Below are 25,295 nucleotides of genomic sequence, written 5' to 3'. Positions count from 1 at the left end.
CACGATCGCCGGGCGGTTGGCGCGGCGCCGGTTTTTCCGCTAAGAACCATCCCTTGAGCATAGGGCGATCGTTCGAGAGGAATCATGACGCGAAAACTGTTTGGCACCGACGGCATCCGCGGCACCGCCAACATCGAGCCGATGACCGCCGAAACGGCCCTGCGCGTCGCCATGGCGACCGCCATCCAGTTCCACCGGGGCGACCATCGCCACTTGGCGGTGATCGGCAAGGACACCCGGCTGTCCGGCTACATGCTGGAGCCGGCGCTGACCGCCGGCCTGATCTCCATGGGCATGGATGTGGTGCTGGTCGGTCCCATGCCGACGCCGGCGGTGGCGATGCTGACGCGCAGCCTGCGCGCCGATCTGGGCATCATGATCTCGGCCTCGCACAACCCGTTCCAGGACAACGGCATCAAGCTGTTCGGTCCCGATGGCTACAAGCTGTCCGACGAGGTCGAGGGCGAGATCGAGGCGCGGCTGGGCGACAAGCTGGACACCGGGCTGGTCAAGCCGGCGGCGCTCGGCCGGGCCAGCCGGCTGGAGGACGCCAGCGGCCGCTACATCGAGTTCGTCAAGAACACCTTCCCGCGCGGGCTGCGGCTCGACGGTCTGAAGATCGTGGTCGATTGCGCCCATGGCGCGGCGTACCGGGTGGCGCCCAAGGTGCTGTACGAGCTGGGCGCCGAGGTCATCTCGATCGGGGTCAAGCCCGACGGCATCAACATCAACCGCGGCTGCGGCGCCACGGCGCCCCAGAAGCTCCAGAGCGAGGTCGTCGCCAATGGCGCCGATCTCGGCATCGCGCTGGACGGCGACGCCGACCGGCTGATCCTGGTCGACGAGAAGGGCAGGCAGGTCGACGGCGATCAGGTCATGGGCCTGGTCGGCCGCTCCTGGTGCAATTCGGGGAAGCTGAAGGGCAACGGCGTCGTGGCGACCGTCATGTCCAACCTGGGCCTGGAACGCGCCCTCAAGGGCATGGGCCTCGACCTCGTCCGCACACCGGTCGGCGACCGCTACGTGGTCGAGCACATGCGCGAGCATGGCTTCAACGTCGGCGGCGAGCAATCCGGCCATATCGTGCTCAGCGACTATGGCACCACCGGCGACGGCCTGATCGCGGCGCTCCAGGTGCTTGCCGTGATCCAGGGCGGCGGGAAGCGCGTCAGCGAGGTCTGCCGCGTGTTCGAGCCGGTGCCCCAGCTGCTCAAGAATGTCCGATTCGAGGGCGGTGGCGCTCCGCTGGAGGACAGGCTGGTCAAGGAGGCGATCCGCGATGGCGAGGCGCGGCTGAGCGGCGGCGGCCGCCTGCTGATCCGCAAGTCGGGGACGGAGCCGGTAATCCGCGTCATGGCCGAGGGCGACGATGAGTCCTTGGTGAACGCCGTGGTCGGCGATATCGTGCTCAGTATCCAGGAGGCTGCGATACGGCAACAGGAAGCGGCGGAATGAAGGGCAGGGTCTTGATCGTCGCCGGCTCCGACAGTGGAGGCGGCGCCGGTATCCAGGGCGACATCAAGACGGTGACGGCGCTGACCGGCTATGCCGCGACCGCCATCACCGCGCTGACGGCGCAGAACACGATGGGCGTCTTCGGCATCCATCCGGTGCCGGTCGAGTTCATCGCCCAGCAGATGCGCCTGGTGCTGGAGGATATCGGCGCCGACGCGATCAAGACCGGCATGCTCCACAGCGAGCAGGTCATCGACACCGTCGTCGGCGTGCTGGAGGAGATGGGCGGCGAGATCCCCCTGGTGGTCGATCCGGTGATGATCGCGAAGGGGGGAGCGTCCCTGCTGGACCCGGCCGCCAGCCACGCGATGCAGCGCCGTCTGCTGCCGCGCGCCGACGTGATCACGCCCAACATCCCGGAAGCCCAGGTCCTCAGCGGGCTGGAGATCCTGGACCTGGACGACATGCGGCACGCCGCGACGCTGATCCTCAGCTATGGCTGCAAGGCCGTCCTGGTGAAGGGCGGCCATATGGACGGAGAGACGGTCACCGACCTTCTGGTGACCAACGATGGCGAGGAGGTCTTCACGTCCCGCCGGATCGACACGCCGCACACCCATGGAACCGGCTGCACCTTGGCCTCGGCCATCGCGACTGGCCTCGCCCAGCGCCTGACGCTTCCCGAGGCGGTGGCCCGCGCCCGCAACTACGTCGATCAGGCGATCCGGCAGGCGCCCGGCTATGGCGGCGGCCATGGTCCGCTCAACCACGCCTGGACGGTTGACGACGGGTTCTAGATCGACGTGTGTTGATCACACCATCGACACGGAGGCCCCGACCGGGCTCGCCAGCAGGTCGGCGAGCACCTCCAGCCCGTGGCGCAAGTCCTCGCGCCGCTCCGGCATGGAGATTCCGATGCGGACGGCGTGGGGAGCGGCGCCCCGGCCGACCGTGAAGACATCGGCGCCGGTCACGATGATGCCGCGCGCCCTGGCCTCGGCCACGAAATCCTCGCGCCGCCACGGCTCGGGAAGTTTCAGCCACAGATGCTGGCCGTATGAGGGCACCGCCACCGCCGGTCCGTCGCGCAGCACATCGGCGGTCAGCGCTTGGCGCGCCCTGCACTCGCGGCGCTGCGTTTCGGCGAAGCGGTCGGCGCTGCCGTCCTCGATCCAGCGCGTCGCCATCTCGCCCATCAGCGGCGGCACAGCGTAGTTCAAGGCCCGCATCGTGGCCGTCAGCCTGGGCATCAGCCGCGATGGCGCCACGAGATAGCCGATCCTCAAACCCGGCGCGATGCTCTTGGACAGGCTGCTGATGTGCAGCGTGATATCCGGCGCCAACATCTGGATGGGTGACGGCGCCTCCGGCACCAGGAAGCCGAAGACATCGTCCTCGACGATGGTGACGTCATATTGCCGGGCGATCTCGACGATCCGCCGCCGCCGTTCCAGCGGCATGATCGCGGTCGTAGGATTGTGCAGCGTGGGTACCGTGTAGAGCGCCCTTGGCGCCGATTGGCGGCAGGCCGATTCGAACGCGTCTGGCAGGATGCCGTCCTCGTCCATCGCGATGCCTTCCAGCCTAAGTCCCAGGGTGGAGGTCAGCGCCTTCATGCCGAAATAGGTCAGGCGCTCGGTCAGGATCAGGTCGCCCGGCCGCGCCACCGTCGAGAAGGCGATGGCCATGCCGTTTTGGGCGCCGCTGGTCACCAGCACGTTCTCGGGACCAACCGCTATTTGATGGCGGCTCAGCCAAGTGGCGCCAGCGGCTCGGTGCGCCGGCAAACCGCCATGCGGCGGGTATTCGAGCAGACCGGCGAATTCGGCGGGGTTGGACATGCTGGCGAACAGCGCCGCCAGCCCCTCCGCGACGCCGGCGGCGCTGGGCGTGCAGAGCGACATGTCGACGAGGGCCGGCGTGTCGCCGGATGGGGGCGGCAGTTGCGGCCACGCGTCCGCGGCGTTTTGCGGAACGCCGGATTTGACATAGGTGCCGCGTCCGACCTCGCCGCCGATCAAGCCGCGCCGTTCGGCCTCGGCATAGGCGCGCGTGATCGTGCCGACGGTGACCTTGAGGGTGAACGCCAAGTCCCGGTGTGTCGGCAACCGGGTCCCGACCGTCAGCCGGTTGGCGGCGATGTCGGCGGCGAGCGCGTCCGCGATGGCGCGGTAGCGCGGGCCGGGAAATTTGTCGAGGTCGGGTGCCCAATTTGTCATGGTGACAATGTAATCATTGACCCCCATCGAAAGCAAGCAATAATCGCATTGTCTCGAATGTATCGGGACGAAGCGCACACTGATGGAGGATTGTATGCGTACAATTGGCACAGCGACCAGCCTGTCACGGACCGTGAAGCCGGCCAGCCTCACCATCTCGGCGCGTGGCGCCGGCCGCATCGTCCTGAATGTCGCCCGCGTCGTGTTCGACGTGACGATGACATGGCGGGAGAACGCGCGGCAGCGCCGTCACCTGCTTGCGCTCAGCGACGACATGCTGAAGGATATCGGCGTCAGCAGGGCCGACGCCGAACACGAGGGGAGCAAGCCATTTTGGCGGACTTGAAGCCGTTCACCGACAGCCAGGGCGGCGAGATCCGGTTCACGGTCGAACCCTACCTCACCGCCTCTGAATTCATGGACGTGCTCGGACGCTCCGGCTTGGCGGCGCGGCGCCCGGTCGACCAGCCGGAGCGGATCGCCGGCATGCTGGCGAAGGCCGACCTGATCATCACCGCGCGCGCCGGCGACGAACTGGTGGGGGTCGCGCGGTCGGTCACCGATTTCAGCTATTGCTGCTACCTGTCGGATCTGGCCGTGGACCAGCGGATGCAGGGCAGGGGCATCGGTACGGCCTTGATGGCGCGCACGAGGACCGCCGCGGGTGGCGAGGGTGTCCGCTGCATCCTCCTATCGGCACCAGCGGCGGTGGGTTTCTACGAAAAGGTGGGGCTGGAACGGCATCCGAACTGTTTCGACTTCATCAACCTACCCGAGCGGGAGACGACATGAGCCTTCGCATTTATCAGGTCGACGCCTTCACCGATACCGTCTTCGCCGGCAACCCGGCGGCGGTGATGCCGCTCGACACTTGGCTGCCCGACAATACCCTCCAGGACTTGGCGGCGGAGAACAACCTGTCCGAGACCGCCTTCTTCGTTCCCGAGGGGCAGGAGGGCTATCGGCTGCGCTGGTTCACGCCGGCGGTCGAGGTCGATCTATGCGGCCACGCGACCCTCGCCTCCGCCTATGTCATCATGGCGATCCTCCGTCCGGGTACCGAGCGGGTGGAGTTCGCCACCCAGACCGCCGGGCCGCTGGCGGTGACTCGCCGGGATGACGTGTACACCCTCGACTTCCCCTCCCGCCCGGCCGAACCGCTGGCGGAGGGGAACGATGTACTGGCGGCCAGCCTCGCCGAAGCCTTGGGAGGTCCACCGCCGGTCGACATCCTGGCGGGAGCCCGCGACTACATGGTGGTGTACGACGACGTTGCGGCGGTGGCGACGTTGAAGCCCGACATGGTGGCCCTCGCGGCGCTGGACCGTTCCGTGTTGGTGACGGCGCCAGGAGTGGACGTGGATTTCGTGTCGCGTTTCTTCGCGCCGGGCCATGGCATTCCGGAGGATCCGGTCACCGGTTCGACCCATTGCGCGCTGACGCCGTATTGGGCGGCGCGGCTTGACAAGACCCAATTGTCCGCGCGCCAGCTTTCCGCCCGAGGGGGACAATTGTGGTGCGAGCTGCGTGGCGACCGGGTAATGATCTCCGGCAAGGCGATGCTCTACATGGAAGGCACCGTCTATCTGTGAGCGTGCGCGGATGATCGAAACCACCATCTCGGAAGTCCAGGACGAGGATGACCGCGCCGCCACCCGCGCGCTGCTGATGGACTATGGCCGGGCCCTCGACTTCGCGATCTGCTTCGCTGGCTTCGAGCGCGAGGTCGAGGCGCTGCCCGGCTTGTGGCTGCTGGCGCGTGCGGGGGGTGGACCTGTGGGTGTGGTCGGAATCGCGCCCGACGCCGATGGCGGTTGCGAGTTGAAGCGGCTTTTCGTCCGCGACGGCCAGCGCGGCTCCGGGCTCGGCCGCCGGCTGTGCCAAGCCGCCCTGGATGCCGCCCGCGCCAAGGGGCACGCCAGCATCCACCTTGAAACGTTGCCGTCGATGGCCGCCGCCTTGGCGCTGTACCGATCGATGGGTTTCGAACCCCGCGCGGTCCAGCCGGCCGTCGCGTCCGACGGCATCATCCAACTGGAAAAGCGGCTGTGACGCCAGCCGCCGACATGACAATCGACATGACGATCAACCGGGAGAACGCAGCCGCATGAAATCGATGTTTTTCGAGGATTTCCGGGTCGGCGACCAGTTCACCACGGCGGGTATAACCCTGACCGAAGCGCAGATCATCGACTTCGCGTTGATGTACGATCCCCAGCCGTTCCACGTCGATACGGTGGCCGCCTCCAAAGGACCATATGGCGGTCTGATCGCCAGCGGTTTCCAGACGCTGGCGATCACGTTCAGGTTGCTCCGCGACACCGGGATCATCCACGACAGTAGCCTGGGTGGGAGTGGCGGCGATCAATTGCGCTGGCTCAGGCCGGTCCGACCGGGCGACACCCTGCGGGTGATGGTCGAGGTCGCCGAGACCTCGCCGTCGCGCTCCAAGGACGACCGTGGTCGCGTGAGGCTCCAATACAACACGTATAATCAGAGGGATGAACCTGTACTTAGCGTACTATTGGATCACATAATCGCCCGACGCTCGCCAGAGACGTTGTCGGTATAACTTATGCTCTAATTCTATTAGGTCATCGTGTATAACTAACCTCCAGAGGGTAACGAGGGCGGTTGGCGACGCCACCGTCCAGTTGGAGGTGGGGTTGACATGCCTGACCGCACATCCGTCGACGTCAGCGTCGAATACGAAATGCACATGCTCCAGGATGGCGCATGGCAACCCGCCGTCGAGGCGCCGGCCGCCTCGACGCTGCTCAAGGCGGCGGAGAAGGTGCTGGCCCTCCGCGGCCTGGACGGGGTCCGCGTCGTGCGCGCCACCGCGTTCAAGGGCTTCGACCACACCGAACGCACCATCATCGTCAAATGGGTCGGCCCGGGCCGCACCGATCCCGATCCCCTCGGCGTTCCGATGCTGGGAGGCCGGACCCGGTGCCTCGCACGCTCCGATTTCCATCGGGAACAGACCCGCGACGAGATCCGGGTGCTGCTCGCCCGGTTTCTGGAGCCACGCCGGCTGACACCCCTGGAGCTTATCCACTCCGTCCGCCACACCACCGAACTGGCATCCGGCAAGGGCATGGTGGAGGGCGCCATTCAGCGGGTGGCCCTGGCGCAGGTCCAGGGGGAGAAGGACACGTCCAAGGCCAGCAAGGCCCGGTACATCGAACTGATCAACGCCGTCCACAAGGCGATCGAGGAACTACACGCCGACGACCGCAAATATTCCGTCCCCCAAATCGAGGCCGGCAGGTTCCTGGCCGTCGCCTGGGAGCTCGAGAGCCGGTTTCCCGACGAGGAGACGTTCTCGTACCATTGCCTGCGCGGACTGACCCGATACCTGATAGGCGCCAGCAATTGGGCGGAGAAGCTGTCGCGGTTGATGGCGCTCATCCAGCCCGGCTTGGAAGTCAGGCACTACAAGCTGATCGACATGCTAGCCGCCGAAATCTTCGACGCGCCGCCGCTGTTGCGCGAGTTGCGGGGCGAGCGGCTCCGCACCGACCAGACGGTCATCCTGCTGGCGGAACTCCATGCCGGATGTTTCACCTATCCCGAAGGTGGGCCCACCGTCGGACTGAGCCAGATCAACACCCTGATGAAGCGGACCCTGCTGCCGCGATCCCGCACCGTGCTGCGCCGCCGCATGCTGAACGAGTTGTCCGGCCGGTCGGCGCTTCGGCCCGAGGAGGGTTTGTTCCAAGAGATCGAGGCGGTCGGCGCGCTGGGCCGCTGGCTGTCGGAGGTGAACGCCCCCCTTGGCGCCGACGAGGAGATCAGGTGCATCCTGGAGCAGCGGATCGGCGCGGTCCTGACGGAGTCGCGCATCACCAGCGAGTTGGAGGCGCTACGCTCGCAATCGGACAGGATAGACCGGATCAGCCGGCTGATCCGCATGGTCCCCGGCGAACCCGACAAGGCGAGACTGCGCCGCCACCTCGCCGGAGCCATCGAGTTCGCGACCCTGCTGCGCGAGATGTCCGGCGGCGGCAGGAAGAATGCCAGCGACACCCTGGAGGGATTGATCGAGCTTCAAACCTCGATCCGGCTGGCGGGGCTGGCGGACGAGATCGCGGCGCCGATCCTGAGGGACTTGGACGCCGCCGCGGTCGATACCCTGCGCAATGGCATCATGGCAGTCAAGAAGCCGCTGGCCGACCGCATCGCGGTGCTTCTCAAGATATGCGGGCAAGTCAGCTTTCCCGAAGGCCGCGCCCGCGCCTTCGTGGCGGAAACGCTGGACCGCGCCATGAAGAGCCCGGACTTCCAATCGACCTGGTCGAAGCGGTTCGTCAGCGAGGCCGAGCGGAAACAGGGCATGGCCAGCCTGCAATCGGCGATCTGGTCGGTTGGCTCGCCGGGGAACGCCGCCTGAAGGTGACGCGGCCGGGTAATTTAATTGTGCTCTCATGCCGCACGCGCGGAACAGAGTTGCGGCGTTGATTTGCCGAAGTGGCCTACCTAGTATCCGCGCCGGGCCACAACCCCCCAACGGGTTGCAACTATTCTGCAAGGAATAGCATCATGAAGCCGACAACGCGGCCACACACGACCCATTTTTCCTCCGGTCCCTGCGCAAAGCGTCCGGGTTGGACACTCGAAGCCCTTTCCGACGCGCTGGTCGGCCGGTCGCACCGTTCCAAACCCGGCAAGGCCAAGCTCGGCGAAGTGATCGACCTCAGCCGGTCCATCCTCGGCCTGCCCGCCGACTACCGCCTGGGCATCGTCCCTGCCTCCGACACCGGCGCCGTCGAGATGGCGCTATGGTCGCTGCTGGGCTCCCGCCCCGTCGACATGCTGGCGTGGGAAAGCTTCGGCAAGGACTGGGTGACCGACGTGGTCAAGCAGCTCAAGCTCGCCGACGCGCGGTCGATCCAGGCCGATTACGGCTCGCTTCCGGACCTGTCACAAGTCGATTTCAGCCATGACGTGGTCTTCACCTGGAACGGCACCACCTCGGGCGTGCGCGTGCCGAACGGAGACTGGATCCCGGCCGACCGCGAAGGCCTCACCATCTGCGACGCGACCTCGGCCGCCTTCGCGATGGACCTGCCCTGGGACAAGCTGGATGTCGTCACGTGGTCCTGGCAGAAGGTGCTGGGCGGCGAGGCGCAGCACGGCATGCTGGTCCTGAGCCCGCGCGCCGTAGCCCGGCTGGAGAGCCACAAGCCGGCTTGGCCGATGCCCAAGATCTTCCGCATGACCAAGGACGGCAAGCTCAACGAAGGCATATTCAAGGGCGAGACGATCAACACGCCGTCCATGCTGGCGGTCGAGGACGCGATCGACGGCCTTGAATGGGCGCAGTCGGTCGGCGGCCTCGCCGGTCTGATCGGCCGGTCGGAGGGCAACCTCGGAGCGCTCGCCGAGTGGGTCGCCAAGACTCCATGGATCGACTTCCTGGCTGTCGAGCCCGCGATCCGGTCGTGCACCTCGATCTGCCTGAGGATCGTCGATCCGGCGATCACCGCGCTGGACGCCGCCGCCCAAGCCGATGTCGCCAAGAAGGTCGCCGGCCTGCTGGAGAAGGAGGGCGTGGCCCTCGACGTCGCATCCTACCGCGACGCGCCTCCCGGCCTGCGGATCTGGGGCGGCGCCACGATCGAGCGGAGCGACATCGAAGCCCTGATCCCCTGGATCGAATGGGCCTTCGAGACGGTCAAGGCGGAAACCGTCAAAGCCGGCTGATCCCACCAGCGGACCCCGATGGCCCGGACAACGGGCCATCAAGGCCCGGCCAAGGGGCCTGGAGCCTCGGCCGTCAGGCCATGGAGGAAGTGTCACAATGCCAAAGGTCCTTATATCGGACAGCCTGAGCCCGCGCGCGGTCGAGATCTTCCGCGAGCGCGGCGTCGAGGTGGACGTCAAGACCGGTCTCAAGCCGGACGAGTTGAAAGAGATCATCGGCGGGTACGATGGTCTCGCCATCCGGTCGGCCACCAAGGTGACGAAGGACATCCTGTCCGCCGCCACCAACCTCAAGGTGGTTGGCCGCGCCGGCATCGGCGTCGACAACGTCGACATTCCGGCCGCGACATCGCGCGGCGTCGTCGTGATGAACACACCGTTCGGCAACTCGATCACCACGGCCGAGCACGCCATCGCCATGATGTTCGCGCTGGCCCGCGAGATCCCGGCCGCCAACGCGTCGACCCAGGCCGGCAAATGGGAGAAGAACCGCTTCATGGGCGTCGAGCTGACGGCCAAGGTTCTAGGCGTCGTCGGCTGCGGCAATATCGGCTCGATCGTCGCCGACCGCGCGCTTGGGCTGAAGATGCGGGTGATCGCGTTCGACCCGTTCCTCAGCCAGGAGCGGGCGGTCGACCTGGGCGTCGAGAAGGTCGAGCTGGACGAGTTGCTGGCCCGCGCCGACTTCATCACGCTGCACACGCCGCTGACCGATGGCACCCGCGGCCTGCTCAACGCCGACTCGCTGGCGAAGTGCCGCAATGGTGTCCGGATCATCAACTGCGCCCGCGGCGGGTTGATTGTCGAGGAGGATCTGAAGGCGGCGATCGAGAGCGGTCAGGTCGCGGGCGCCGCCCTCGACGTGTTCGCGTCGGAGCCCGCCAAGGAGAACGCGCTGTTCGGCATGGAGCAGGTGATCTGCACGCCCCACCTGGGCGCCAGCACGACCGAGGCCCAGGAGAACGTGGCGCTGCAGGTCGCCGAGCAGATGGCCGATTATCTCGTGTCCGGCGCGGTGGTCAACGCGCTGAACATGCCGTCGGTCTCGGCCGAGGACGCTCCCAAGTTGCGGCCCTACATGCAACTGGCCGAACAGCTCGGCAGCTTCGCCGGGCAGATCACCGAGAGCGGCCTGAAGGGCGTCACGGTCGAATACGAGGGTCATGTCGCGGAGCTGAACACGCGGCCCCTGACGGCCTTGGTGCTGATGGGCCTGCTGCGGCCGCTGCTGGACAGCGTCAACATGGTCAACGCTCCCGTGATCGCGCGCGAGCGCGACATCGAGATCGCCGAGACCAAGCGCGAGCGGGCCAGCGATTACCAGACTTTGATCCGCGTGGTGATCCATACCGACCAGCGGTCGCGGTCGCTGACCGGGACCCTGTTCGGCGGCGAGAAGCCCCGGATCGTCGGTATCGAGGAGGTTCCGATCGAGGCCGAGGTGTCCAGCCACATGCTGTTCATCCGCAATGAGGACAAGCCTGGCTTCATCGGTCATCTCGGCACCACCCTGGGCGCCGCCGGGATCAACGTCGCGACCTTCCACCTGGGCCGGACGGCACCGGGGGAGAACGCCATCGCCCTGGTCTCGGTCGATCAGCGGATCAGTGAGGAGCTGCTCCACAAGATCGGCGGCCTGCCGAGCGTGGTCCGGGCCAAGGCCCTGACGTTCTGACCTAAAGCGCAAGAAGGGGGAGTGGAGCGCTACTCCCCCCGCGCGATGTGGACCTCGACGCCATGGGCCGACAGCACATCGGCCAGGGGGGCCGGCGGCGCTTCGTCGGTGAACAGGGCGCTGACCTCGCCAATATGACCCAGCCGCACCATCGCGTTGCGGCCGAACTTGCTGTGGTCGGCGCAGAGAAAGACGGTGCGCGCGTTGCGGATGATCGCCTGTGCCACACGGACCTCGCGGTAGTCGAAATCCAGCAGCGTGCCGTCCAGGTCGATGCCACTGATCCCGATGATGCCGATATCGACCTTGAACTGGTTGATGAAGTCGATCGTCGCCTCGCCGATGATGCCGCCGTCGCGGTTGCGCACCAGACCGCCGGCCACCAGCACGTCCAGTTCCGTGCTGCCGGCCAGGAAGGCCGCCACGTTCAGGTTGTTGGTGATCACGCTCAGGTTCTTGTGCTCGACCAATTCCTGAGCCACCGCCTCGGTCGTCGTGCCGATGTTGATGAACAGCGAGACGCCTTCCGGCACGTGCCGAGCCACCAGACGCCCGATAGCCCGCTTGGCCTCCGACCCCAGCGCCTTGCGCTCGACGTAGTCGACGTTGTGGGTGGTGGAGCGCGGAACGGCGCCGCCGTGGTGACGTTCAAGCAATCCCTGGTCGCACAGCTGGTTGATGTCACGGCGGATCGTCTGTGGGGTCACGTCGAACTGCCGCGACAGCCCGTCGATCGAGACGAAGCCCTGACGACCGGCGAGGTCGAGGATGCGTTGCTGCCGGGTGTCGCTCTTCACGAAACCAGTCCCGATGGTTGGTTCGGGGCGGTCCGGATGCCGCATCCCCGCAGCACGAAATCGACGACCTCCGACGTCGCCTCGTCCCAGGCCGCGTCGCTCAAGGTCTCGACTTCCAGCACGGCCCGGATCTGGACCGCGAAGTCGGCGTAGGTTTGGGTCATGCCCCACAGCATGAAGAACAGGTGGCGGGGATCCAGGCTGGTCATGCGGCCATCCGCGATCCAGCCCGCGATGATCCGCGACTTCGCCTCGACCCGTTGCCTCAATTCAATCTCCAGATAGTGGGTCAGGAAAGGAGCGCCGCTCAGCAGTTCGTTGGCGAACACCTTGGATGCCAAGGGACGCTGGCGGGAATGCAGCATCTTGGCGCGGACATAGCCGGCCAACGCCTCGGCCGGATCGCTTTCCTGATGGATTGTATCGGTCGCGTCCAGCCAAAGCTCGAGGATGCCGGTCAAAACCGCCTGATACAGCTGCTCCTTGGTGCCGAAGTAATAATGCAGGTTGGCCTTGGGCAGACCCGCGACTTGGGCGATCTGGGCCATGGTGGCACCGGCCAGGCCGGTGTCGGCGAAGACCCGCTCGGCGGCCTCCAATATCCGCGTCTCGTTCTCCCGCCGGATGCGGCCACGCGATGTGTCGGTGAGGCCCGAGGCAGCCGAATTATTCATCAGATCGCCCATCCGAGAAGCATTCCGTCACGATGATGATCATTTTTGAAACAAGTTGACCAACTGGTCAATTTGTTTATAGCATTCCATCAAAGATCCCGACAAAGGGAACGATAAGACGTGGACCGGTAAAACGGGCGGAACGATAAAACGGAACAGGAGCAGGTGGGATGACCAGCGTGATGGACGTGCCGGCGGACATCGCCTCCGGGCGGTTGCCGCTACGGGATTACGAGACCAATTTCGAGGATGCCACGCCGCCTCTCAGCCGAAAACAGGCGCTGATCGAGGCGGCGCGCTGCTACTACTGCTACGACGCTCCGTGCATGGAGGCATGCCCGACCGGCATCGACATCCCCAGCTTCATCGCCAGGATCGCGGCTGACAACGTCAAGGGCTCCGCCACGACGATCCTGGAAGCCAACATCATGGGGGGCACCTGCGCCAGGGTGTGCCCGACCGAGATCCTGTGCGAACAGGCCTGCGTCCGCACCGCTCAGGAACAGAAGCCGGTCACCATCGGCTCGCTCCAGCGCTACGCGACGGACTGGCTGTTCGAGCGCGGCATCCAACCCTTCACGCGGGCCGAGCCGACCGGCAGGAAAATCGCCGTGGTCGGCGCCGGGCCCGCGGGTCTTTCCTGCGCGCATGGCTTGGCGGTGCTGGGTCACGAGGTCACCGTTTTCGAGGCGCGACCCAAACCGGGTGGCCTCAACGAATACGGCATCGCCGCCTATAAGCTGACCAACGACTTCGCCCAGCGCGAGGTCGATTTTATCCTATCGGTCGGCGGCATCACCATCGAACACGGCAAGGCCCTTGGCCGAGATATCCATCTGGCCGAGTTGCGGGCGGACTACGACGCGGTGTTCCTGGGACTGGGCCACAACGCGGTCAACGCCCTGATGATCGAGGGCGAGGGGTTGGAGGGCGTCGTCAACGCGGTCGACTTCATCGCGGAACTGCGGCAGGCGGCGGACAAGTCGACGCTTCCCATTGGGCGCCGAATCGTCGTCATCGGCGGCGGCAACACCGCCGTCGACGCGGCGATCCAGTCGAAGCGGCTGGGTGCCGAGGATGTCACCATCGTTTACCGGCGCGGCCCCGACGGCATGTCGGCGACGCATATGGAACAGGAGTGGGCGCAGACCAGCGGCGTCCGCATCAAGCACTGGGCCCAGCCGCGCCAAGTGATCGCGATGGACGGGCGCGTGCGCGAGGTCGAGTTCGAATACACCATGCTGAACGAGGAGGGCCGGCTGACCGGCACGGGAGAGTTCTTCCGCGTTCCGGCGGACATGGTGTTCAAGGCGATCGGCCAGTGTTTCGTGCCGGCGTCGATCGGCGCCGGCGAGTTGAACGGGGTGCTGGAGTTCCGGCCGGATGGGCGGTTCGCGGTCAACGAGGATCGTCAGACCTCGCTGCCCAATGTGTTCGCCGGGGGCGACTGCGTCGCTGGCATCGACCTGACCGTCTCGGCGGTGCAGGACGGCAAACTGGCGGCGGCGGCGATCCATCGCCAGCTGAGCGCGTCGTGACGGCGGGGAAGGGGAGATAAGGGCATGGCGAACCTCGTCAGTGATTTCATCGGAATTCGCTCACCAAACCCGTTCTGGCTGGCCTCCGCCCCGCCAACGGACAAGGAATACAATGTCGTCCGCGCCTTCAAGGCGGGCTGGGGCGGTGTCGTCTGGAAGACGCTTGGGGAGGACCCGCCGGTCGTCAACGTGTCGTCGCGCTATGGCGCCTTCAGCTACAACGGCACCCGGATCGCCGGCTTCAACAACATCGAACTGATCACCGATCGGCCCCTCGAGGTCAATCTACAGGAGATCAAGTCGGTCAAGCGCCAGTTCCCGGACCGAGCCGTTGTCGTTTCGCTGATGGTGCCATGCGAGGAGGAGAGCTGGAAGAACATTCTCCGCCAAGTCGAGGAAACCGGGGCGGACGGGATCGAGCTGAACTTCGGCTGCCCCCACGGCATGTCGGAGCGCGGCATGGGCTCGGCGGTCGGACAGGTCCCGGAATACGTCGAGATGGTCGCGCGCTGGTGCAAGAAGCACAGCCGGATGCCGCTGATCGTCAAGCTGACGCCCAATATCACCAATATCCTGGGACCGGCGCGGGCCGCCAAGCGGGGCGGAGCCGACGCGGTGTCGCTGATCAACACGATCCAGTCGATCATGTCGGTCGATCTCGACGTGATGGCCCCGACGCCGGTGGTGGGTGGCAAGGGCACCCATGGCGGCTATTGCGGACCGGCGGTCAAGCCGATCGCCATGCACATGGTGGCCGACATCGCGCGCGATCCGGAATGCCAGGGTCTGGCGATCAGCGGCATCGGCGGGATCTCGAATTGGCATGACGCGGCGGAGTTCATCAGCCTGGGCGCCAGCACCGTGCAGGTCTGCACGGCGGCGATGCATCACGGGTTCCGCATCGTCGAGGACATGGCGGATGGCCTGAACAACTGGATGGACAGCCGGGACTTCGCCGATATCCGGGCTTTCACCGGCATGGCGATCCCGAACTACGTCCACTGGCAGGACCTCAACCTCAACTACAAGATCGTCGCCAATATCGACCAGGACGCCTGCATCAAGTGTGGGCTGTGCCACATCGCCTGCGAGGATACCGCCCATCAGGCGGTTGGGGCGCTGAGGATCGATGGCGCGCGGCGTTATGAGATCATCGAGGAGGAGTGTGTTGGCTGCAATCTATGCATGCATGTCTGCCCGGTCGAAAACTGCATCACCATGCAGGAGCGTGACGAGGGCAAGCCGTTCTTGACGTGGCAGGATCATCCCAACAATCCCATGCGCCGTCAGGCGGCCGAATAGTCATGCGGTCTGGCGGCCGAATGATGACGCGGTAGGGCGCGCACACGCGGCCGGTCCCGTGGGATGCTGCCAAGCTCCCCAGGACCGGCCCGCGGCACTCCCGTCAGCCGATACGGCTCACGCGACGGAACCGAGCGCGGCCTTGAGGAAGCCTGTGACCTCGTGGCGCAGTTTCTCGGAGTCTTGGTGAAGCTTGCTGGTCGACGCCAACATCGTCCCGGCCGCCGAGTCGGTCCTCATGACCGCCTGACGGACACCGTCGATGTTCGAGGAGACCTTGTGGGTCTCATGCGCCGCCTGCTGGACGTTGCGGGAAATTTCCCGGGTGGCGGCACTCTGCTGTTCGACGGCGGACGCGATGCTGCTGGAAATGCTCTGAACCCGGTCGATGACGTCGGCGATGTTCTTGATCGCGCCGACGGCGCGGCCGGTTTCCTCCTGGACGGACGAGATCTGTTTCTTGATCTCGTCTGTCGCCCGACCCGTCTGGTTCGCCAGTTCCTTGACCTCACCGGCGACCACCGCGAAACCCTTGCCGGCCTCACCGGCGCGGGCGGCCTCGATCGTCGCGTTGAGGGCGAGTAGGTTGGTCTGCGACGCGATGGCGTTGATCAGGTTGACGACCTCTCCGATCCGGCCGACGGCGTCCGCCAGGCTCTGGATGATGGCGCTGGTTCGGACGGTTTCCTGCGAGGCGGACGACGAGACCTGGGCGGCGTCGCTGACGCGTTCGCTGATCTCGAGGATCGACGCGCTGAGCTGCTCGGCGGCGGTCGCCACGGTTTGGACGTTGCTGGTCGCCTGATCGGAGGCGATTCCCACCGTCTCGGTCTGGCTGGCGGCCTGCTGGGTGGCCGACGACATCGCGTTGGCCGTCGTCCGCAGGTCGGACGCGGAGGCGGAAACCATCTCGACGACGCCCATCACGTTCAGCTCGAACTGGGAGGCGAGCTGCCTCATCGCGGCTTGGCGCTCCGCCACGGCGGTCTTCTCCGCGTGGATGTCGATCAGCGAGCCGCAGGCGCGGGTGGCCGTGCCGGACGCGTCGCGGGCGACGCCGCCGATGGCGCGGAACCAGCGGTAGGAACCGTCCTTCAGCTTCAGCCGGTAATCGACGTCATACCCGGTGCGGCCGGTCTTGTCGGCCAGACAGGCGCCGAAGGCGGCGAATGTCGGACCCGCGTCATCGGGATGCAGGCGATCGGCCCAGGAGCCGACCAGGTTCGGGAAATCCTGTTCGTCCTTGAAGCCGGCCAGCCGGCGAAATTCTGGTGACCAGCGCCAGAAGCTCTTGGCGTGCATCGGATCGCCTTCGTGGAGCTTGGCGTCCCACAAGCCGACGCCGGCGTAGCGGTCGAGAAGGTCGAGGGTTTCGGACCGGTCGCCACTGTCCTTGGCCGGCTTACCGAAGGGAAAGCGCATGGTCTCTTCTGCTCCCGAACTGGGGTGATTTATAGGGTGTTCTGTTTCGCTCACCGACAATTAGAATTCTTATCAAACGGAACCTAATGATCGCTTAATGTGCATTTTCCTGTTTCGCCGTTCAGGTGACGCTCAAGGCACCCCTTCAGCCAAGTGGAGCTTGGCGCCCAGTGCCTGTATGCTCGGGTTGGATAGCCAGCACGATCCGGTGACATGCCGCGACAATCCACTCTCAGCGATGCCGTCAGGGCATTCATCACGGGTGCGGTCAGCATCAACGTCGCCGCCCCGACGGCGGGAAGCGGGGCTCCGGCGGTCAACCGCGCGCTTGGCTGTGAAGTGGAGGCCAGCGGTGGGAAAGTCACGGTCTACTTGTGTCGAACCGCGGCCGGGACCTTGCTGGACTCCCTCGAGGCTGGCGCCCCTGTGGCGGTCGTGTTCACCGAACCCAGCACGCACAAGTCGCTTCAGATCAAGTCGGGCGGAGCGGTTGTGGCGCCGGCCGACATGGCGGCAATGGCGGTTCTCGAGCGGTATCGCCAGATCTTCGGGGTGGAGATCCAACCGCTCGGCTTCGGCCCCGCCTTCAACGCGGCGTTGTTGTCCCACGGTGAGGGCACGGTCACCGCGGTCACATTCCATCCTGACGATGTCTTCACCCAAACGCCCGGCGCCCAAGCCGGCGATCCACTGGAGGACTGAGCGCGGTGGTGGTCACCCTCGACGCGATCCGCAATTGTCTTGAAGGCGTGATCCCGGCGACGCTGGCGACCTGCGCCGCGGACGGGACGCCGAACGTCTCCCTGCTGTCGCAGATCAACTACGTGGATGGTGCACATATCGCGCTGTCGTACCAGTTCTTCAACAAGACCCGCCGAAACATCCTGGCCAACCCGCACGCGGCGTTGGAGGTGGTGGATCCCGACACGGCGGTCCAGTACCGGTTGGCGGTGCGTTATCTGCACACCGAGACCAGCGGTCCCCTGTTCGAGAGCATGAAGGCCCGGCTGTCCGGCATCGCGTCTCATGTCGGCATGCAAGGCGTCTTCCGTCTGCTCGGCGCCGACCTCTACCGCGTGCTGGAGATCGAGCGGGTGCCCGGCGTCGCCTTGCCACTGCCGGAGCCTGGGGGAAACCTGCTCTCCGCGACCCGCCGCACGGTTGAGCGGCTGATGGTGTGCTCCGACCTGTCCTGCCTGCTCGACCAAGTCCTCGCCGATCTGGAGGCCGAATTCGGCATCGATCACGCCATGGTGCTGATGCTGGACGAGACGGGCGGGTCGCTCTACACGGTGGCGAGCCGGGGCTATCCGTCTTCCGGTGTCGGCTCGGAGATAGCGCTTGGCGACGGCGTGATCGGCGTCGCGGCGCGTGAGCGGACGCCGATCCGGATCTCCCACATGACATCGGAATACAGCTATGGCTTGGCGGCGCTGGATGGCACCGGGCGAACGGACGGAGGTGCCAGGGAGATCCCATTCCCAGGCTTGAGGGAGCCCCGCAGCCAGCTCGCCGTGCCGATCGGTACCGTCGGTGGATTGGCTGGGATCTTGTTCGTGGAGAGCCCGCGCGACCTGCGGTTCCGCCACGACGACGAGGATGCGCTGGTCACCGTCGCGGCACAGTTGGGCACCATGATGGAGGTGCTGCGGCGACCGATCCAGATGGCGGAACCGGCGGCGGAGCCTCTCGCCACGCCGGACGCGGAGGCGATCGCGATAAGCCATTACGGCCGGGACGACAGCGTGTTCATCGGCCACGACTACCTGATCAAGGGCGTCGCCGGCGCCATCTTCTGGAAGCTGCTGCGCGACCATGTCCACCATGGCAGGACGGATTTCTCCAATCGGGAGCTTCGGATGGCACCCGACCTGAAGCTGCCGGACGCCGCCGAGAACCTGGAGGCGCGGCTGATCCTGCTCCAGCGCCGACTGGTGGATCGGTGCGGCTTCATCGGTATCGAGAAGACCGGCCGAGGGCGTTTCCGACTGGTCGTCCGGCATCCGGTCGACCTGAAGGAGGTACAAATCAGTTAGCAAGAATTTAGCAAGTCTTGAGGAATGAGTTAGCAAACGGTTCCGGTCGCCCTCGGCTATGGTCCGCCCCATCAAGAAACCACCAGGGGAGACCAACCGAAAATGATCGATCAGGTTCAGGCGCCGCGCCACGACATGTACCGCATGATCCACAAGGCGCTGCGCGCCTACATGGCCGACACGCTGATGGCGGCGGGGACGATGGATACCGATGATGACGCGGCCACCGCTGCGGCGCTGGGAAGGATCCGGGACCTGCTGGTTTTCTGCGCCGGGCATCTCGACCATGAGAACGTCCACGTCCATCCCGCGATGGAAGCGCGCGAGCCCGGCTCGTCGCGGCACGCCTCGGACGACCACGCCCATCATGACGCCGAATTCTCGGCACTGGAGGCCGATATCGTCGCGGTGGAGACCAGCCGGGGTGACGTTCGGGCGGTCGCGGCCCACGCGCTGTACCATCGCCTCGCGGTGTTCGTCGGCGAGAATTACGTCCACATGAACATCGAGGAGACGCACAACAACGCGGTCCTGTGGCGGTGTTACTCCGACGCGGAGCTTCAGGCGATCGAGCATGGCATCATTGTCTCGGAAACGCCGGAGAACATGGACTTGACCGTCCGCTGGATGCTCGCCGCCGCCAATCCGTCCGAGCGGGCGGCGTTGGAGCGGGCGATGGCCGGCATGGCGCGGGCGGCTTGAACCATGCGCGCCAATACGTTGATCCAGGCTTACGAGCGCATGGCGCTGATCCGCGCCTATGAGAATACCGTGGTGTCCCTCGCCGGCCAGCATCGGTTGCCGGGAACCTGCACGTCGATCGGGCAGGAGGCATCGGCCGTGGGGGTCGTCTCGGCGCTGTCCTCCGACGACCTGATCCTGACCAACCACAGGAGCGCCGGACACCTGCTGGCGCGCGGCGCCGATCCGGCCCGGATGCTGGCGGAGGTCATGGGCAAGAGCGGCGGCTATTGCGGCGGCAAGAGCGGTTCGCTGCACATCTCGTCCAAGGAACTGGGCGTCGTCCTGACCTCCACCATCGTGGGCGGCGAGTTGTCTCTGGTGACCGGCGTCGCCTTGGCGCGGACGATGCTGGGACAGGCGGGAGTCGTCGCCTGCTTCTTCGGCGATGGCGCCGCGTGTCAGGGACGCTTCCATGAATCCCTCAACCTCGCGGCGGTCTGGAAGCTGCCGATCCTGTATGTCTGCGAGAACAACCAGTGGCAGGCCTTCGTCCATCGCCAGGAAACCATGCTGGCGGACGGTGTCGTCGGCCACGCGGCGGGTCATGGCATCGGTGGGTCCAGGGTCGACGGCATGGATGTCGAGGCGGTCCGCGAGGCGGCCGAGCACGCCATCTCCCGCATTCGGGAAACCGGCGCGCCCCACCTGCTCGAGGTGATGACCTATCGCCTGCGCGGGCACTTCGAGCCGGATGACCAAGCCTATGTCGATCCCGCGGAACTGGCGCGGTGGCGCGCCCGCGATCCCCTGGTGCTGCTGCGGCGGCGCCTGATCGAGTCCGGCATGGCGGACGAGGCCGATCTCGACCGGATCGACGTGGAGGTTGGCGTCAGGCTGGACCGCGCGGTCGGGGTCGCCGACGCCAGCCCCTATCCGGAGCGGCGCGAGCTTACCAGCGATGTCTACGCGTGAAGGGATGGCGACCATGGAAATGACAGTGAACGACGCCATCTCCGCGGCGCTGGCCGAGGAGATGAGGCGTGAACCGACCGTCCTGATCTTTGGCGAGGGCGTCGCGACCAAGCGGCCGGATCTGCTGGGCGAGTTCGGGGCCACGCGGGTCCGCAACACGCCCCTGGCCGAGGGCATCATCGCCGGAACCGCCGTAGGCGCCGCGGCGATGGGCTTGAGGCCGGTGGTCGACCTGCTGTTCGTCCCCTTCCTGTGCTACGCGATGGACGAGATCGTCAACAGCGCCGGAAAACTCCGTTACATGTCCGGGGGGCAGTTCTCGTTCCCGATGGTCGTCCTGGCGATGACCGGAACCGGCTGGGGAGTCGGCGCGCAGCACAACCACAATCTGGAGGCTTGGTTCGTCCACGCGCCAGGGCTGAAGGTGGTCATGCCGTCGACTGCCGCCGACTTCAAGGGATTGCTGAAGAGCGCCATCCGGGACGACAATCCCGTGCTGTTCTTCACCGACTTGGCGCTCGGGTACACGGCCGGTTCCGTCCCGGACGGCGACGAGGCGATTCCCCTGGGTTCAGCCGCGATCCGGCGCGAGGGTGGCGATGTGACGCTGGTCTCCTACGCCAAGACCGTCCACACCTGCGTGGCGGCGGCCGAGGCGCTGGCCGAACGGGGCGTCGAGGCCGAGGTGATCGATCTGCGCACCCTGAAGCCGCTGGATGAAGGAGCGATCCTGCGCTCCGTCGCCAAGACCGGCCGGCTGGTCGTCGTCCACGAGGCGAGCGGGATGTGCGGCGTCGGCGCGGAGATCGCGGCCTTGGTGGCGGGCAAGGCGTTCCACCACCTGCGGGCTCCCATCGTGCGGCTGACGGGACCGGACGCCCCGGCGCCGTCAAGCTTCGCGCTGGAGCAGGCCTTCGTGCCGCAAGCCGATGATATCGTCACGGCGGTGGAGGGCATCCTGGAAGACCGCGCGGCGCCGGTCGGCTGAGGCGTCGGAGCGCCGGTCAGCGGCCCGCCGCGACCTTCAACCGGATGCGGCGGGTGTCGGCCGGAACATCGGCGAGGGCCTTTGGAGGATCGATGTCGTCGCGCAGCTTCTGGAGCAGCCGATGCAGCATGGTGATCTCCTCGGCCGCCGCCGTCTCCGCCCGGACAGTCTCGAAGATTTGGCGGCCGGCGGCGGAGGGGGCCATCACGGGAAAAGTCACGAGCCGGCGGCGAACCATCGCGGCACAGCCGCAGATCTCGGCCATGCGGCTGGCCGAGGCGGTGTCGGCGGTGACTTCGGCGTGGGACGCCCGGATCAGGTCGTTGCTGAGCCGAAGCGCCCGGTCGCGCAGCATCTCGATGTGGATCCGGTCGGATTTCTGCCGGGCGACCAGCGTTTCGTTGAGGGCGTGGCGCACCGTGGCGTCGGTCAGGTCGGCCAGCAGCGGCAGCAATTCGTCCAGCATCTCCGCCGCCTCGCGCAGCCCCGATCCGATCGCCTGGGGCGGTGCGATCGCAGTTCCACGCCGAAGGTGGGCGGCCAGCCGGGGAACCAGCAGCGTCATGCCATCCTCGGTGTAGAAGCCACCGTTGTGCTGGCTGTGCGCCATGACGACGGCTCGGAAGGCGCGGTAGAGCCGGCGGTCGGGCCGGATGGGGTGGCGCCAGAAGTCGTCGAGACCGGTGTCGCTCACCAGACCGGGGATCGCGTAGATCGCGTCGCCCAGCGCCAGCGTCGGGCAGCCGTGGTGGAGGGCCTGGAGGCCCGCCGTGCTGTTGACGACGACCAAGCCGCGCGCCTTCGCCAGCAACGGCGGCAGGCGGCCGCCATCCAGGAAGATCACGCGCTCCGCGATGCCCAACTCCTCCGCCTTGTCGGCGGTCAGGCGGGCGTAGTCGCGAAGGCCGTTGTCCAGCGGGTGGTTCTTGACCACCAGCGTCGCGTTGGCCGGCGCGTGGCTGGCGAAGGAGGCGAGGGTGAGGTCCAGCACCGCCGCCATGTCGGTCAGGCGCGAGTGCCGACGGATCTGGGCGTCGCTGTCGAGTTGGAGCCCGAGCAGGAAGAACGGGTTCGGTTGTTCCAGCAACGCCGCCACCTGGGCGTCGGCCTTGCGGCGCGCGGGGCGGCGCTTGACCAGCCTACCGATCCAGCTCAGCGCCTCGGTCAGCGAGTTGGCCGGGCGATGCGTCCGGTATTTGGGGAAACAGGGGGTCGCCAGCCAGCGCGCGGCGTAGTGGCGGAGGCACCAGCGCACCATCATGGCGGTGGTGGCGCCGACCTGCTCGCCATTGGCCGGCGGCCAGCCAAGCTCGTCGGCTTGGCGGATGATCTCGTCCGGGTTCTTCGGAATCAGGGTGTGGCCGTTGACGCCGCCCTTCTCGCAGGTGATCCAGTTGGGGCGGAAGTAGCCTTCCTCCAGCACGTGGATCTCGACGCCCATCGGCTTCAGCGTGTCGATCGCGGCGCGGTGCAGCGGACGGCAATCGCCGTAGAGCACCAGATCGGTGATCCCGCCATCGCGGGCGAGTTGGGCGACCCAGGCCGGCCATCCCGCCGCCGTGCCGCGATAGGGGAGCGTCCCCGGACCGTGCCAGTCGAGCCAGTCGCCACCCGAGAAGTTGACCCGAACGACATCGGCCCCATCGGCCTTCAGCTTGGCGCCGAGCTTGGCGAAGAATGGACCGTGTGGGCCCTGGAGGAACAGGAAGCCGCGCGCCATCACGTCCTCGCCAGCTTGCCGAACGCGACGCGGCAGCCACCCAGCAGCCGGCGCAATCGGACCATCAGGGGCGGACGGGCGCGCTGGCCGCGTCCTTGGGCCAGCCGCGCCACGACCAGTTCCGGCGGGCAGGGCAGGCCGGTGACGGGGTCCACATAGCGGGGGTAGGCGATGAGGGTTCCCGCGACCAGCTCGTCCAGTGTGAGGCGGCGGATGCGGTGGGGCAGGGTCAGCATGTCCCGCGTGAGACCCCAGCCGGCGTAGAACGGGGCGCCGTGGGTCGTGACCGCCTTGCCGCGCAGGAGAGCCTCGAACCCGATCAGGGAGGTCATGGTGTGGACCTCGTCCACCTCTCCGATCAGGGTGGCGCTGGAGATGTCGCGGACGATCCGGTCGGCGTGGTCCAGCGCCAGTTGGTCGGGAATGGCGCCTCGCCTGTGTCCGGCCTCGACGTCGGGGTGCGGCTTGTAGACGATGAAGGCGTTGGGTTCGGCGGCGCGGGCGCGCGCCAGCAGGTCCAGGTTCGTGGTGACGACGGGGGAGCCGAGGCGGACGGAGCGGTCGTCCTCGACCTGACCCGGAACCAGGATGCGGCGCTGGCCGGCGGGCCAGTCTATGTCGGAGCGGCCGCGGCCGACATTGTACTTGGTCAGGCCCTCGCGGACGACGGCGGCGCGCAGCCGGCCGGCGCGCTCCAGCATGCCCTCGTCGAAGCCGCCGGCTTCCAGCAGCGCTTCCAGGTCGCTGCCCGAACGCGGGTCGTAGTACATGCCGCCGGCGTCCAGCGCCAGGGAGGCGGCGGGCAGGAAGTCGGCGCCAAGCCCGACCGAGCGGAGGAAGCCGTCCTCCAGGCGGAGCAGCGACACGCCGGCCGCGGCGGCCAGGCCAGCGAGGTCGGCGGGCTCGCGCGAGGCCCAGACGACGACGCGGCCATGGCTGGCGCTGGCGCGGGCGACGGCCTCGCGGGCGGATCGGCAGAAGCGGGGCCGGCTCTCGGTCGAGGCCAGGAACTTGTCGACGGTCCGCCGCTTCCAGGGCGACATGCCGACGCAGAAGGTCGGCGCGCGGTCGGCGTCGTTGCGGCGCTTCCAGTCGGCCAGCAGTTCGGCGATGTCCTCGAACCGGCGCAAGTGGCCGGTGAACGGATCGACATAGCGGGCGTAGCACAGGTAGGCGGCGGCGAAGATGTCCTCGACCGAGCGGCGGACCTTCCGGCGCGGGCAGGTGACGTCGTCCTCGGTGGCGCCCCAGCCGGCGTAGAAGGGCATGCCGAAGCAGCGGACCGGCTTGCCCGCCATCAGCGCCTCGAAGCCGAGCTGGCTGGTGACGGTGTAGACGCGGTCGGCCACCGCCAGCAGCGACCACGGGTTGACCGCCTCGGCGACGACGTGGAGGTCGCCGCCGCCGAGATGCCGTCCGAGATAGCCACGCTTGAGGCCGGCGGCCACGTCCGGATGGGTCTTGACGACCAGGAAGGCATCGGGGTTCTCGGCGCGGGCGGCCGCCACCATCCGGTCGAAGCTTTCGGCGCTCGCGAGACCTGACGTGACCGAGGCGTCGCCTCGGGTCTGGTCGACGATCAGGATGACGGGCTTGCCCGCTTCGGCGAGATGGCTGAAGTCACGTTCCGGAGCGGCGTTGTACTTGCTGAGCCGATGGTCGCGGAGGAAGCGGATGCCGGCCGCGGCGCGGTCGCGGAGCTGGCCGGTTTCCCAGCCGCCCTCGTTCAGCATGGTTTCCAGGGCCGAGGACCGGGTCGCGTCGTAATAGATGCCCTGGTCGTCCACCACCAGGCTGAGCGGCGGAGCGCCCTTGACGCCCAGGTCGAGCGACCGGAGGAAGCCATCCTCCAGCGCCAGATAGGGGACGCCGCGCCGCGCCGCCTGTTGGGATGCCGTTCGGGAGGTTGGTTTGACGCCCCATCCCGCCACGCTGTCGATCCGCTCCCAGGCGTGGTCGGAGGGACCCGGCGCCCAGGTGATGTCTCCCAGGAACGCCTTGAGGTGCGGTATCCGCAGAATTCCCTTCGAGAACACCGCGGTCGAACAGGTTTTGTGGCGGGCTGATGCCGTCCGGACTGCCATGAATTCCGTGTATCGGTGAA

Annotated in this window: 23 protein-coding genes; 17 read left to right on the top strand and 6 right to left on the bottom strand. The window is 66.8% G+C overall.

The window, feature by feature from the left end:
* Window positions 1-84: 84 nt before the first annotated feature.
* Together glmM and thiD are read left to right on the top strand one after the other, a co-directional pair.
* Window positions 85-1,455 (top strand): phosphoglucosamine mutase, encoded by a 1,371-nt coding sequence (gene glmM, locus N825_RS20170; RefSeq protein ID WP_037456019.1) that lies wholly within the window; start codon window positions 85-87, stop codon window positions 1,453-1,455.
* The gene (thiD, locus tag N825_RS20165) at window positions 1,452-2,252 is read left to right on the top strand and encodes a bifunctional hydroxymethylpyrimidine kinase/phosphomethylpyrimidine kinase (protein WP_037456017.1); all 801 of its coding nucleotides are present in this window, start codon (window positions 1,452-1,454) and stop codon (window positions 2,250-2,252) included. The genes glmM and thiD overlap by 4 nt, the downstream gene beginning before the upstream one ends.
* 15 nt (window positions 2,253-2,267) lie before the next feature.
* Here the strand turns inward: thiD and ehuR are convergent, their stop codons facing one another.
* Complete coding sequence (gene ehuR, locus N825_RS20160; protein ID WP_037456193.1) at window positions 2,268-3,674, bottom strand: MocR-like ectoine utilization transcription factor EhuR; 1,407 nt, start codon at window positions 3,672-3,674, stop codon at window positions 2,268-2,270.
* Window positions 3,675-3,768: 94 nt separating this feature from the next.
* Here ehuR and N825_RS40395 point away from each other — a divergent pair, with 94 nt between their 5' ends.
* From N825_RS40395 to serA, 8 genes are all read left to right on the top strand, one after another.
* The gene (locus N825_RS40395) at window positions 3,769-4,020 is read left to right on the top strand and encodes a DUF1127 domain-containing protein (protein ID WP_245613176.1); all 252 of its coding nucleotides are present in this window, start codon (window positions 3,769-3,771) and stop codon (window positions 4,018-4,020) included.
* Window positions 4,008-4,466, top strand: coding sequence for a GNAT family N-acetyltransferase (locus tag N825_RS20150; RefSeq protein WP_198038791.1), 459 nt, complete (start codon window positions 4,008-4,010; stop codon window positions 4,464-4,466). The genes N825_RS40395 and N825_RS20150 overlap by 13 nt, the downstream gene beginning before the upstream one ends.
* Window positions 4,463-5,266 carry a PhzF family phenazine biosynthesis protein gene (locus N825_RS20145; protein WP_037456008.1) on the top strand — a complete coding sequence of 268 codons (804 nt, stop codon included), beginning with the start codon at window positions 4,463-4,465 and terminating at the stop codon, window positions 5,264-5,266. The genes N825_RS20150 and N825_RS20145 overlap by 4 nt, the downstream gene beginning before the upstream one ends.
* A gap of 10 nt (window positions 5,267-5,276) precedes the next feature.
* Entirely contained in the window at window positions 5,277-5,726 is a 450-nt protein-coding gene (locus N825_RS20140) for a GNAT family N-acetyltransferase (protein ID WP_051512657.1), read from the top strand.
* A 55-nt stretch (window positions 5,727-5,781) separates the two neighbouring features.
* A complete protein-coding gene (locus N825_RS20135; RefSeq protein WP_037456005.1) occupies window positions 5,782-6,246 on the top strand; it encodes a MaoC family dehydratase in 465 nt (154 codons plus the stop codon).
* A 99-nt stretch (window positions 6,247-6,345) separates the two neighbouring features.
* A complete protein-coding gene (locus N825_RS20130; RefSeq protein WP_037456003.1) occupies window positions 6,346-8,070 on the top strand; it encodes a hypothetical protein in 1,725 nt (574 codons plus the stop codon).
* A gap of 149 nt (window positions 8,071-8,219) precedes the next feature.
* Window positions 8,220-9,383, top strand: a complete 1,164-nt coding sequence (locus tag N825_RS20125; RefSeq protein WP_037456000.1) for a phosphoserine transaminase — start codon at window positions 8,220-8,222, stop codon at window positions 9,381-9,383.
* 97 nt (window positions 9,384-9,480) lie between these two features.
* Window positions 9,481-11,058 (top strand): phosphoglycerate dehydrogenase, encoded by a 1,578-nt coding sequence (gene serA / locus N825_RS20120; protein ID WP_037455996.1) that lies wholly within the window; start codon window positions 9,481-9,483, stop codon window positions 11,056-11,058.
* Window positions 11,059-11,087: 29 nt separating this feature from the next.
* Here serA and N825_RS20115 read toward each other — a convergent pair whose 3' ends face one another.
* Complete coding sequence (locus N825_RS20115; protein ID WP_037456188.1) at window positions 11,088-11,855, bottom strand: DeoR/GlpR family DNA-binding transcription regulator; 768 nt, start codon at window positions 11,853-11,855, stop codon at window positions 11,088-11,090.
* Window positions 11,852-12,529: a TetR/AcrR family transcriptional regulator gene (locus tag N825_RS20110; protein ID WP_157619431.1), complete on the bottom strand. Its 678-nt coding sequence runs from the start codon at window positions 12,527-12,529 to the stop codon at window positions 11,852-11,854. The genes N825_RS20115 and N825_RS20110 overlap by 4 nt, the downstream gene beginning before the upstream one ends.
* A gap of 170 nt (window positions 12,530-12,699) precedes the next feature.
* Here N825_RS20110 and N825_RS20105 point away from each other — a divergent pair, with 170 nt between their 5' ends.
* Together N825_RS20105 and preA are read left to right on the top strand one after the other, a co-directional pair.
* On the top strand, window positions 12,700-14,067 hold the full coding sequence (locus tag N825_RS20105; RefSeq protein WP_342666033.1) for an NAD(P)-dependent oxidoreductase: 1,368 nt from the start codon (window positions 12,700-12,702) through the stop codon (window positions 14,065-14,067).
* A gap of 24 nt (window positions 14,068-14,091) precedes the next feature.
* Complete coding sequence (gene preA / locus N825_RS20100; RefSeq protein ID WP_037455991.1) at window positions 14,092-15,369, top strand: NAD-dependent dihydropyrimidine dehydrogenase subunit PreA; 1,278 nt, start codon at window positions 14,092-14,094, stop codon at window positions 15,367-15,369.
* Window positions 15,370-15,486: 117 nt separating this feature from the next.
* On the opposite strand, the gene N825_RS20095 is transcribed toward preA, so the two are convergent.
* Entirely contained in the window at window positions 15,487-16,791 is a 1,305-nt protein-coding gene (locus N825_RS20095; protein ID WP_037455990.1) for a methyl-accepting chemotaxis protein, read from the bottom strand.
* A gap of 213 nt (window positions 16,792-17,004) precedes the next feature.
* On the opposite strand from N825_RS20095, the gene N825_RS20090 reads away from it, so the two are divergent.
* From N825_RS20090 to N825_RS20070, 5 genes are all read left to right on the top strand, one after another.
* A complete protein-coding gene (locus N825_RS20090; RefSeq protein WP_051512656.1) occupies window positions 17,005-17,493 on the top strand; it encodes a hypothetical protein in 489 nt (162 codons plus the stop codon).
* A 5-nt stretch (window positions 17,494-17,498) separates the two neighbouring features.
* Window positions 17,499-18,827 (top strand): GAF domain-containing protein, encoded by a 1,329-nt coding sequence (locus N825_RS20085; RefSeq protein ID WP_157619429.1) that lies wholly within the window; start codon window positions 17,499-17,501, stop codon window positions 18,825-18,827.
* Window positions 18,828-18,929: 102 nt separating this feature from the next.
* The gene (locus N825_RS20080) at window positions 18,930-19,529 is read left to right on the top strand and encodes a hemerythrin domain-containing protein (RefSeq protein ID WP_051512655.1); all 600 of its coding nucleotides are present in this window, start codon (window positions 18,930-18,932) and stop codon (window positions 19,527-19,529) included.
* A 3-nt stretch (window positions 19,530-19,532) separates the two neighbouring features.
* The gene (locus N825_RS20075; protein WP_037455985.1) at window positions 19,533-20,483 is read left to right on the top strand and encodes a thiamine pyrophosphate-dependent dehydrogenase E1 component subunit alpha; all 951 of its coding nucleotides are present in this window, start codon (window positions 19,533-19,535) and stop codon (window positions 20,481-20,483) included.
* 13 nt (window positions 20,484-20,496) lie between these two features.
* Window positions 20,497-21,471, top strand: coding sequence for an alpha-ketoacid dehydrogenase subunit beta (locus tag N825_RS20070; RefSeq protein ID WP_157619427.1), 975 nt, complete (start codon window positions 20,497-20,499; stop codon window positions 21,469-21,471).
* Between the two features lie 16 nt (window positions 21,472-21,487).
* On the opposite strand, the gene N825_RS20065 is transcribed toward N825_RS20070, so the two are convergent.
* On the bottom strand, window positions 21,488-23,191 hold the full coding sequence (locus N825_RS20065; protein WP_051512654.1) for a capsule biosynthesis protein: 1,704 nt from the start codon (window positions 23,189-23,191) through the stop codon (window positions 21,488-21,490).
* On the bottom strand, window positions 23,191-25,275 hold the full coding sequence (locus N825_RS20060; RefSeq protein ID WP_084164900.1) for a capsular polysaccharide biosynthesis protein: 2,085 nt from the start codon (window positions 25,273-25,275) through the stop codon (window positions 23,191-23,193). The genes N825_RS20065 and N825_RS20060 overlap by 1 nt, the downstream gene beginning before the upstream one ends.
* Window positions 25,276-25,295 lie beyond the last annotated feature (20 nt).

Source organism: Skermanella stibiiresistens SB22 (assembly GCF_000576635.1).
GTDB classification, from domain to species: Bacteria; Pseudomonadota; Alphaproteobacteria; order Azospirillales; family Azospirillaceae; genus Skermanella; species Skermanella stibiiresistens.
The sequence above is the reverse complement of the archived record's forward strand: the minus strand, read 5'-3'. Positions and strand labels throughout refer to the sequence as shown.

What these genes read in the sequence shown, in the direction of transcription:
- glmM (WP_037456019.1), top strand. Translation starts at nt 85, where the DNA reads ATGACGCGAAAACTGTTTGGCACCGACGGCATCCGCGGCACCGCCAAC.
- thiD (WP_037456017.1), top strand. Translation starts at nt 1,452, where the DNA reads ATGAAGGGCAGGGTCTTGATCGTCGCCGGCTCCGACAGTGGAGGCGGC.
- ehuR (WP_037456193.1), bottom strand. Translation starts at nt 3,674, where the DNA reads ATGACAAATTGGGCACCCGACCTCGACAAATTTCCCGGCCCGCGCTAC.
- N825_RS40395 (WP_245613176.1), top strand. Translation starts at nt 3,769, where the DNA reads ATGCGTACAATTGGCACAGCGACCAGCCTGTCACGGACCGTGAAGCCG.
- N825_RS20145 (WP_037456008.1), top strand. Translation starts at nt 4,463, where the DNA reads ATGAGCCTTCGCATTTATCAGGTCGACGCCTTCACCGATACCGTCTTC.
- N825_RS20140 (WP_051512657.1), top strand. Translation starts at nt 5,277, where the DNA reads ATGATCGAAACCACCATCTCGGAAGTCCAGGACGAGGATGACCGCGCC.
- N825_RS20135 (WP_037456005.1), top strand. Translation starts at nt 5,782, where the DNA reads ATGAAATCGATGTTTTTCGAGGATTTCCGGGTCGGCGACCAGTTCACC.
- N825_RS20130 (WP_037456003.1), top strand. Translation starts at nt 6,346, where the DNA reads ATGCCTGACCGCACATCCGTCGACGTCAGCGTCGAATACGAAATGCAC.
- N825_RS20125 (WP_037456000.1), top strand. Translation starts at nt 8,220, where the DNA reads ATGAAGCCGACAACGCGGCCACACACGACCCATTTTTCCTCCGGTCCC.
- serA (WP_037455996.1), top strand. Translation starts at nt 9,481, where the DNA reads ATGCCAAAGGTCCTTATATCGGACAGCCTGAGCCCGCGCGCGGTCGAG.
- N825_RS20110 (WP_157619431.1), bottom strand. Translation starts at nt 12,529, where the DNA reads ATGAATAATTCGGCTGCCTCGGGCCTCACCGACACATCGCGTGGCCGC.
- N825_RS20105 (WP_342666033.1), top strand. Translation starts at nt 12,700, where the DNA reads ATGACCAGCGTGATGGACGTGCCGGCGGACATCGCCTCCGGGCGGTTG.
- preA (WP_037455991.1), top strand. Translation starts at nt 14,092, where the DNA reads ATGGCGAACCTCGTCAGTGATTTCATCGGAATTCGCTCACCAAACCCG.
- N825_RS20095 (WP_037455990.1), bottom strand. Translation starts at nt 16,791, where the DNA reads ATGCGCTTTCCCTTCGGTAAGCCGGCCAAGGACAGTGGCGACCGGTCC.
- N825_RS20090 (WP_051512656.1), top strand. Translation starts at nt 17,005, where the DNA reads ATGCCGCGACAATCCACTCTCAGCGATGCCGTCAGGGCATTCATCACG.
- N825_RS20080 (WP_051512655.1), top strand. Translation starts at nt 18,930, where the DNA reads ATGATCGATCAGGTTCAGGCGCCGCGCCACGACATGTACCGCATGATC.
- N825_RS20075 (WP_037455985.1), top strand. Translation starts at nt 19,533, where the DNA reads ATGCGCGCCAATACGTTGATCCAGGCTTACGAGCGCATGGCGCTGATC.
- N825_RS20070 (WP_157619427.1), top strand. Translation starts at nt 20,497, where the DNA reads ATGGAAATGACAGTGAACGACGCCATCTCCGCGGCGCTGGCCGAGGAG.
- N825_RS20065 (WP_051512654.1), bottom strand. Translation starts at nt 23,191, where the DNA reads ATGGCGCGCGGCTTCCTGTTCCTCCAGGGCCCACACGGTCCATTCTTC.
- N825_RS20060 (WP_084164900.1), bottom strand. Translation starts at nt 25,275, where the DNA reads ATGGCAGTCCGGACGGCATCAGCCCGCCACAAAACCTGTTCGACCGCG.